The organism is Streptomyces sp. ISL-36, assembly GCF_018614205.1.
Taxonomy (GTDB): Bacteria; Actinomycetota; Actinomycetes; order Streptomycetales; family Streptomycetaceae; genus Streptomyces.
On the sequence record NZ_JAGGOS010000212.1, the window covers coordinates 320 to 9,025 of the forward strand.

Annotated in this window: 6 protein-coding genes and 1 pseudogene; 5 read left to right on the plus strand and 2 right to left on the minus strand. The window is 70.4% G+C overall.

The window, feature by feature from the left end:
* The first annotated feature begins 62 nt into the window (after nt 1–62).
* Both manA and J7E93_RS36400 read left to right on the plus strand, forming a co-directional pair.
* Nucleotides 63–1,214 (plus strand): mannose-6-phosphate isomerase, class I, encoded by a 1,152-nt coding sequence (manA, locus tag J7E93_RS36395; RefSeq protein ID WP_215074327.1) that lies wholly within the window; start codon nt 63–65, stop codon nt 1,212–1,214.
* A gap of 66 nt (nt 1,215–1,280) precedes the next feature.
* Complete coding sequence (locus tag J7E93_RS36400) at nt 1,281–2,246, plus strand: cation diffusion facilitator family transporter (protein WP_215074322.1); 966 nt, start codon at nt 1,281–1,283, stop codon at nt 2,244–2,246.
* Nucleotides 2,247–2,313: 67 nt separating this feature from the next.
* On the opposite strand, the pseudogene J7E93_RS36405 reads toward J7E93_RS36400, so the two are convergent.
* Nucleotides 2,314–3,640, minus strand: a pseudogene (locus J7E93_RS36405) (fructose-specific PTS transporter subunit EIIC); the annotation flags it as partial.
* A 398-nt stretch (nt 3,641–4,038) separates the two neighbouring features.
* On the opposite strand from J7E93_RS36405, the gene ahcY reads away from it, so the two are divergent.
* Together ahcY and J7E93_RS36415 are read left to right on the plus strand one after the other, a co-directional pair.
* On the plus strand, nt 4,039–5,496 hold the full coding sequence (gene ahcY, locus J7E93_RS36410) for an adenosylhomocysteinase (RefSeq protein ID WP_215074323.1): 1,458 nt from the start codon (nt 4,039–4,041) through the stop codon (nt 5,494–5,496).
* Between the two features lie 163 nt (nt 5,497–5,659).
* On the plus strand, nt 5,660–6,274 hold the full coding sequence (locus J7E93_RS36415; RefSeq protein ID WP_215074324.1) for a hypothetical protein: 615 nt from the start codon (nt 5,660–5,662) through the stop codon (nt 6,272–6,274).
* An 18-nt stretch (nt 6,275–6,292) separates the two neighbouring features.
* Here the strand turns inward: J7E93_RS36415 and J7E93_RS36420 are convergent, their stop codons facing one another.
* On the minus strand, nt 6,293–7,234 hold the full coding sequence (locus J7E93_RS36420; protein ID WP_215074325.1) for an RDD family protein: 942 nt from the start codon (nt 7,232–7,234) through the stop codon (nt 6,293–6,295).
* A gap of 118 nt (nt 7,235–7,352) precedes the next feature.
* On the opposite strand from J7E93_RS36420, the gene J7E93_RS36425 reads away from it, so the two are divergent.
* Entirely contained in the window at nt 7,353–8,360 is a 1,008-nt protein-coding gene (locus tag J7E93_RS36425; protein WP_215074326.1) for a stage II sporulation protein M, read from the plus strand.
* The last annotated feature ends 346 nt before the right edge of the window (nt 8,361–8,706 follow it).

Genomic DNA, 8,706 nt, shown 5'->3' on the forward strand with positions numbered 1-8,706 from the left:
CGCCCCTGACGCCCCGCCCGCACCGCCCCCCGACCCCGCACCGAGGAAAGCTGGAACGCTCGATGGACCGCCTCGCCAACACCGTCCGTCCCTACGCCTGGGGCTCCACGACGGCCATCCCGGAACTGCTCGGTACCACCCCCACCGGTGAACCCCAGGCCGAGATGTGGATGGGCGCCCACCCCGGCGCTCCCTCCCGCACCGAGCGCGGACCCCTCAACGAGGTCGTCGACGCCGATCCCGTACGCGAACTCGGAGCCGCGGCCGTCGAGAAGTTCGGGCCGCGTCTGCCCTTCCTCCTCAAGCTGCTCGCCGCCGGCGCCCCGCTCTCCCTCCAGGTCCACCCCGACCTCGCCCAGGCGAAGGCCGGGTTCGCCGCCGAGGAGGCGGCCGGTGTCGCTCTCGACGACCCGCGGCGCAACTACAAGGACGCCAACCACAAGCCCGAACTCATCTGCGCTCTCACGCCCTTCGAGGGACTGTGCGGATTCCGCGACCCCATCGAGGCCGCCGACGCCCTCGCCGCGCTCGGCGTCGACTCCCTCAAGCCGTACGTCGACCTGCTGCACGCGCACCCCGAAGAGGCCGCGCTGCGCGAGGTCCTGACGGCGCTGCTGACCGCCGACCGCGAGGAGATGGCCCACACCGTCGCCGAGGCCACGGCCGCCGCCACCCGCCTGGGCGGCGCCCACGCCCCGTACGCCGCCATCGCCCACCACTACCCGAGCGACCCCGGCGTCATCGCCGCCATGCTCCTCAACCACGTCCGGCTCCAGCCCGGCGAAGCGCTCTTCCTCGGCGCGGGCGTGCCGCACGCCTACCTCGACGGCCTCGGCGTCGAGATCATGGCCAACTCCGACAACGTGCTGCGCTGCGGTCTGACCCCCAAGCACGTCGACGTCCCCGAGCTGCTGCGGATCGTCCGCTTCGAGCCCACCGACCCGGGCATCCTGCGCCCCGAGGCCTCCCCCTCCGGTGAGGAGGTCTACGACACCCCCATCGACGAGTTCCGCCTCTCCCGCTTCGTACGGGCCGAGGGCGCCGCCCCGACCGATGTCACCGCCCCCACCCCGCAGATCCTGCTCGCCGTAGCCGGCCGGCCCAAGGCGGGCGAAGTGACCCTGGCCCCGGGCGAGTCCGTCTTCGTACCGGCGGGCGAAAAGGCCGAACTGTCCGGTACGGGCACCGTGTTCCGCGCCACGGTCGTGGCCTGATGTAAAAAGGTGCGGCCGAACAGCGGCACACCGGACCAGGTACCGACGAAGGGAACACGTACACCCATGAGCGCGTCAGGCGGAACCAAGGCGATCGTGGCGGCACTCGCCGCCAACCTCGCGATCGCGGTAGCCAAGTTCGTGGCGTTCCTCTTCAGCGGTTCGTCCTCGATGCTGGCCGAGAGCGTCCACTCGCTCGCCGACTCCGGCAACCAGGGACTGCTCCTGCTCGGCGGCAAGAAGGCCCAGCGCGAGGCGACTCCCCAACACCCCTTCGGCTACGGCCGCGAGCGGTACATCTACGCTTTCCTCGTCTCCATCGTGCTCTTCTCCGTCGGTGGCATGTTCGCCATCTACGAGGGCTACGAGAAGATCAAGCACCCGCACGAGATCGAGGCCTGGTACTGGCCGGTCGGCGTCCTCGTCTTCGCGATCATCGCCGAGTCGTTCTCCTTCCGCACCGCCATCAAGGAGTCCAACGAGATTCGCGGCGGCCTGTCCTGGAAGGACTTCGTCCGCCGGGCGAAGGCCCCCGAGCTGCCGGTCGTCCTCCTGGAGGACCTCGGCGCTCTCGTCGGTCTGGTCCTCGCCCTCGCCGGTGTCAGCCTGGCACTCGCCACCGGTGACGGCCTCTGGGACGGCATCGGCACCCTCTGCATCGGTGTGCTGCTCATCCTGATCGCGATCATCCTCGCCGCCGAGACCAAGTCGCTGCTGCTCGGCGAGGCCGCGGGCGTCGACGAGGTGAAGCGGATCGAGGAGGCGGTCGTCGACGGCGAGACCGTCACCCGCCTCATCCACATGCGCACCCTCCACCTCGGCCCGGAGGAGCTCCTCGTCGCCGCCAAGGTCGCCGTCCAGCACGACGACACGGCCACCGAGGTGGCCGCCGCCATCAACGCGGCCGAGGAGCGCATCCGCGCCGCCGTCCCCATCGCCCGGGTCATCTACCTGGAGCCGGACATCTACAGCGAGAGCGCCGCGTCCGCCGGCCTGAACCCCGCCAAGTCCCCGGGCGGCACGGGCCACTGACCCGCGCCACCGAACGCACGGGAAAGGCCCCGGACCGAGCGGTCCGGGGCCTTTCCCGTGTGCGTGCTCACCCGATCTCGCCGAGCACCCGCAGGATCTCCGCCTGGTCCGGCGCCTCCTGCAACCGCTCCCTGAAGATCGGGTCCATCAGCTTGCGGGGGAGCAGCGCGAGGATCCGCAGATGCTCGTAGCCCGCGGCCGCCTCCGGCACGGTGATCATGAAGATCAGCCGGGCCTTCGTCCCGTCCAGCGAACCCCACTCCGCACCCTCGGGCGACCGCGCGAAGCCCACGATCGGCGCCGTCACGGCATCGGTCTTGGCGTGCGGGATGGCGATCTCCTCGCCGAGTCCGGTCGTGCCCCGCTCCTCACGGGCGAAGGCGGCCCGCACGAGCCCGTCGAGGTCGGCGACCTTTCCGGTGGTGGCGAGCATCGCCGCCATCTCGCGGATGGCGGCGTCCTTGTCATCGGCGGCGAGCCGGGACGTTCACGGTCCGCGCGGTGAGATACCCCGACAGCACCTCGTCGCTCTCCCCGGCCGGAACAGCGGCGGGCGCGTCGGCCGAGACAGGGGCCGGCGCGCGCTGCGGTACGGAGACGGCCGCGGCGGACTCCGGAGGCGTACCGGCGCCGGTCGCGCCCACACCCGCACCCACACCCGCACCCACACCCACTCCCGCACCCGCGAACACCGGCTCGGGCGCCCCGGCCGCCACCGCCCCGCGGTTCCTCCGCTCCCTGATGTCGATCAGGGCATTGGTGGTGATCGCGGTGACCACCGTGCCGACGGCGACGCCGAGGAAGAACATCGGCACTCCGCCCACCGCGCCGAGCACCGCGACGATCGGCCCGCCGTGCGGCACCGCGTCCGTCACGCCGGCCATGCCGGCGACCGCTCCGGCGACCGCGCCCCCCAGCATGTTGGCGGGGATGACCTGCGCGGGCCGCGCCGCGGCGAAGGGGATGGCGCCCTCGGAGATGCCGAACATGCCCATGAAGAGCGAGGCCATACCGGTCTCCCGCTCCTGCTCCGAGTACAGCTTGCGCCGGATCAGCGTCGCGAGGCCCTGGCCGAGGGGCATGACCGGGATGGCGGCCGCGCACATGCCCATGACGGTCTGGTTCCCGGTCGCTATCAGCCCGGCACCGAAGAGGAACGCCGTCTTGTTGACCGGCCCGCCCATGTCGAAGGCGATCATCAGGCCGAGAATCGCCCCCAGCAGGATGGCGCTGGTTCCGGTCATCCCGCCGAGCCAGTCCGTCAGATGCTCGAAGACCCAGGTGATCGGCCGGCCGATCACCTGGACGAAGAAGAGCCCCAGCGCCGTCGTCGCCGCGATCGGGATCACGATGATCGGCATGATCGGCTGGACGAACTTCGGAACCCTGCCCTTGCCAGGCCCGCCGCCAAAAGTCCGGAACGCTCCTGTTGTCCGGACCCCGTGCCCCGACGCCAGCCCTCTCCCGGCCCGCGCCCACGACGCTCCCATCCCGTTCCTGCCCCGCCGCGAGGCCGTCAGAGGCTCCCGTGACGCGGTGTCGAGCCCCGAACCGGCCGAATCCCGGGCCTGGGCGGACTGTGGGTCGCTGCGGTGATCGGTGTAGATTCGTGACCAGCCAGACGTCGCTGCTGATGGCGGTCGGGCGGTCCGCAAGGACCGGCCGAGGGAGAGAGGGCCTCCGACGACTGCACCGTGGAAGCACCGGGCATTCGTATGCCCGTGTGCCCCGAGCTGCGGTGTCAGGCGCCTCAACCCACCCTCGAACCCGATCCACGAGGAGCAGCCCAGTCATGACGACTGTCGCCAACCAGCAGGACTTCAAGGTCGCCGACCTGTCCCTGGCCGCCTTCGGCCGCAAGGAGATCACCCTCGCCGAGCACGAGATGCCCGGCCTGATGTCGATCCGTCGCGAGTACGCGGAGCAGCAGCCGCTGGCCGGCGCGCGGATCACCGGCTCGCTGCACATGACCGTGCAGACGGCCGTCCTGATCGAGACCCTGGTCGCCCTCGGCGCCGAGGTCCGCTGGGCCTCCTGCAACATCTTCTCCACCCAGGACCACGCCGCCGCGGCCATCGCGGTCGGCCCGAACGGCACCCCCGACGCCCCCGCGGGCGTCCCGGTCTTCGCCTGGAAGGGCGAGACCCTCGAGGAGTACTGGTGGTGCACGGAGCAGGCGCTGACCTGGCCGAACACCCCCACCGGCGGCCCGAACATGATCCTGGACGACGGTGGCGACGCCACCCTCCTCGTCCACAAGGGCGTCGAGTTCGAGAAGGCCGGCTCCGCCCCGGACCCGTCCACCGCGGACAGCGAGGAGTACGCCCACATCCTCCGCCTCCTCAACCGCACCCTCGGCGAGAACCCGCAGAAGTGGACCCAGCTCGCGTCGGAGATCCGCGGCGTGACGGAGGAGACCACGACCGGTGTCCACCGTCTGTACGAGATGCAGCAGGCCGGCTCCCTCCTCTTCCCGGCGATCAATGTGAACGACGCCGTGACGAAGTCGAAGTTCGACAACAAGTACGGCTGCCGCCACTCGTTGATCGACGGCATCAACCGGGCGACCGACGTGCTGATCGGCGGCAAGACCGCCGTCGTGTGCGGTTACGGCGATGTGGGCAAGGGCTGCGCGGAGTCGCTGCGCGGCCAGGGCGCCCGGGTGATCGTCACGGAGATCGACCCGATCTGTGCGCTGCAGGCGGCGATGGACGGTTACCAGGTCGCGACGCTGGACGATGTGGTGGAGACGGCCGACATCTTCATCACCACGACCGGCAACAAGGACATCATCATGGCGTCGGACATCGCCAGGATGAAGCACCAGGCGATCGTCGGGAACATCGGCCACTTCGACAACGAGATCGACATGGCCGGTCTCGCCCGGATTCCGGGGATCGTGAAGGATGAGGTCAAGCCGCAGGTCCACACCTGGACGTTCCCCGACGGCAAGGTCGTCATCGTGTTGTCGGAGGGCCGGCTGCTGAACCTGGGCAATGCGACCGGGCATCCGTCGTTCGTGATGTCGAACTCCTTCGCGGACCAGACCCTGGCCCAGATCGAGCTCTTCACCAAGCCGGAGCAGTACCCGACCGACGTGTACGTGCTTCCCAAGCACCTCGACGAGAAGGTCGCCCGCCTCCACCTGGATGCGCTCGGTGTGAAGCTGACGACCCTCCGCCCCGAGCAGGCCGCCTACATCGGTGTCGAGGTCGAGGGCCCGTACAAGCCGGACCACTACCGCTACTGATCCCCAGCCCGACGGCGCCCGTGCACTGACGCACACCCGTCCCAGGCATCCGTAGAGGAATCAGGCAGGCCCCCGCACCCCCGTGTCGGGGGCCTGCCTCGTCCGCCACCGGACGTCAGGCCCGCACCCGGACCCACCGCCCCAGAGAGCACCCCGAGGACCCATGCCCCGCGGCCGCTATTCGCTCCATGATCCGCACGATCACACCCCCCTCGGTGAAGAGCACTTCAACTGCGCGCCCGGCCCCTCCGGCTGGCGCTACGTCTCACAGACCACCACCCCCTCCGGCGAACACGCCGGCTCCGTCGACCTGGCCATCGACGAACTCGGCCGCCCCATCCGCCTCGAACTCCACGCCGCGAGCTGGCAGGTCCGCGGCGCCGCCCTCGACGGCGTCAGCTGGGTCCGTACCGACCCCACCGGCACCCATGCCACCGAAGGCAATGTGCGCGCCCACGCCTTCACCGGCACGTCCCCGGCGTTCCTCATCGCCATCACGCGACTTCTGCGCCTCACCCCCGCTTCCCCCGCGACCCGCATCCGGCTCGTCGCCTTCACGGATCCGGTGCTCGCCCCCCTCACGCTCGACCAGTCCTGGGCCCTGGTGAAGAGTGAAGCGCACGCCACTGACAACGGCCCGCTGATCGTGGACGAGTACCAGGTCAACGCCCTGGACACGGGCGAACAGCGCACCCTCCACATCACCGGCGACGTGGTGCTCTCCGCCCCCGGCATCGAACTCGAGGCCCTCGAGACCCCGCCGTCCGTCTTCCCCTGACCCACGCCCCGCGCCGGGCTACGCGGGTGGAGCGAACCCCGTCGCCTTCACATCGTCGGCCGGCGCCGACGCCGGGCCCGCTACCGGAGCCGCCGGGAGAACAGGGGCGACGGTGGCGGCGGGGACTGCCGATCCCGGCCCCACCGGCCCCACCGGCCCCACCGCCTCAGGTGCCACGAACCCGGGAGCCGCCGCGCGCGCGGCATGCCCGGCAGCGGCGAAGGCCCGCCGAGCGTCCCTCGCCTGCCGCTCAGCCACCACGGCCGCCAGATACTCCGCCGCGGGCACCCCCGGCGGCGGAGGCGTCCCCGTCCGCGTCACCAGCTCATCGGCGAGCCGCTCCGCGAGCTGCCGCCCCACGGCCGGGTCCAGCTGCCGCATCCGCGTCAAGTACTGACGTATCTCCAACCACAGCGCCTCCGGCACAGCCGACAGATCCAACTCCGAGAACCGCCCCACCAGCCACGGCGGGGGAGGAGGAACGGCGGCGGTCCGAGCAGCCGGCACCCGTTCCCGTACGACCAGCGTCCCGGCGAAGACGTCTCCGATCCGCCGCTCACGCTCCGACACCAGCGAAGCGATACAGGCGACCACCCCGAACGTCATGAGGATCTCCACGACCCCTATCGCCCCGCGCACCAACGCGTGCCGGAACCGGATCGGTCCTCCGTCGTCCCGCACCACCCGCAGCCCGCAGGCCATCTTCCCGAGCGACCGCCCGTGCGACAGCGTCTCCACCGCGATCGGCGCCCCGACCAGCACGAGCACGAAGGAGGCGATGGACAGCGCCGTCTGCGCGGCCTCGTCCAGCGAAGCCGTGGCCACCACGAGCCCGATCGTGATCAACAGATATGCCGCCCACACCACCAGCAGATCGATGAACAGCGCCAGAGCCCGGCTCGGCAGCCGTGCGGGCCGCAACCCCAGTACGACGGCATCCCCCGTCACAACCCCGCTCACGACGCCCACCCTTCTCCGACCTTCCCGGCCCCTCTGTACGACAGTCTGCCAAGCTGACCCGCAGCGCGCCGCAGTAGTACGGACCCGTACGCACCAGTGCCTGGAGCAGCAGCCGATCATGGACCTCGACGTCTACGTCACCGCCCACCGCGACGAGTGGGACCGCCTCGACCACCTCCTGCGCCGGGGCGGCAAACTCAGTGGTGCCGAGGCCGACGAACTCGTCGCCCTCTACCAGCGCACGGCGACCCACCTCTCGCTGATCCAGAGCAGCGCCCCGGACCCCCTGCTGACGGCCCGGCTCACCCAGCTCGTCGCCCGCGCCCGCGCCACGGTCACGGGCACCCGTCGCTCCTCTTGGCGGGACGCCGCCGGCTTCCTGACGGCCGGCTTCCCCGCGGCCGTCTACCGGTCGCGCCACTGGTGGGTCCCGACGGCGGTCCTCTCCACCCTCCTCGCGGCGATCATCGGCTGGTGGATCGGTACGCACCCGGAGGTCCAGTCCGCGATCGGCGCCCCCGCCGAACTCCGCCAGATGACCCGCCCCGGCGGCGAGTACGAGACGTACTACTCGAGCCACCCGGCGACCTCCTTCGCAGCCCAGGTCTGGACGAACAACGCTCAGGCCGCCGCCCTCTGCCTGGTCCTCGGCGCGTTCCTCTGTGTCCCGGTGCTCTGGATCCTCTTCCTCAACATGCTCAACCTCGGCGTCGGCATCGGCCTCATGTCCTCCGCCGGCCGCCTCGACGTCTTCCTCGGCCTGGTCCTCCCGCACGGCCTGCTCGAACTGACAGCGGTCTTCGTCGCCGCGGGCACCGGCCTCCGCCTCGGCTGGACCCTGGTCGACCCCGGCCCCATGACCCGGCGAGCGGCCCTCGCCCAGCAGGGCCGCGCGGCCGTCGGAATGGCCATCGGCCTGGCCCTGGTCCTCTTCGTCTCGGGCCTGATCGAAGGCTTCGTCACCCCATCGGGCCTGCCGACCTGGGCTCGCATCACCATCGGTGTCGCCGCTGAACTGGCATTTCTCGCCTACGTCTACGTCCTCGGAGGCCGAGCCGCCCGAGCCGGGGACACGGGCGACGTCGAGGAGCCCGACCGCAGCGCCGAGCTGCCGACCGCGGCCTGATGTGCGTACGACCCCGCTGACCTGCTAGTCTCCTCTTCGCCCGCAGGAACTGTTGACACGGTGGCTGTGGGGAGGTAGATTCAAACGGTTGCCTGGGATTGGACAAGTCCGAAGGCCAGCAGCTAGAATCTCTCTCGCTCCGGTCGGGAAGTCGATTTCCACGGAGCCACCCCGATTCCTTATTCGAATCACGAAGCCACCGATTAGGTCGGCCGAAATGAATCTGATAAAGTCGGAATCGCCGGAAAGGGAAACGCGAAAGCGAAGAACAGGCCGGCAGCCCGCTCCAGCGGGTGGCGGAAACGGAAAACGGATCTGCTAAGCTGGAAACACGAAAGACCGAAGG

Coding starts and splice junctions, on each gene's coding strand:
- manA (WP_215074327.1), top strand. CDS start 63: ATGGACCGCCTCGCCAACACCGTCCGTCCCTACGCCTGGGGCTCCACG.
- J7E93_RS36400 (WP_215074322.1), top strand. CDS start 1,281: ATGAGCGCGTCAGGCGGAACCAAGGCGATCGTGGCGGCACTCGCCGCC.
- ahcY (WP_215074323.1), top strand. CDS start 4,039: ATGACGACTGTCGCCAACCAGCAGGACTTCAAGGTCGCCGACCTGTCC.
- J7E93_RS36415 (WP_215074324.1), top strand. CDS start 5,660: ATGCCCCGCGGCCGCTATTCGCTCCATGATCCGCACGATCACACCCCC.
- J7E93_RS36425 (WP_215074326.1), top strand. CDS start 7,353: ATGGACCTCGACGTCTACGTCACCGCCCACCGCGACGAGTGGGACCGC.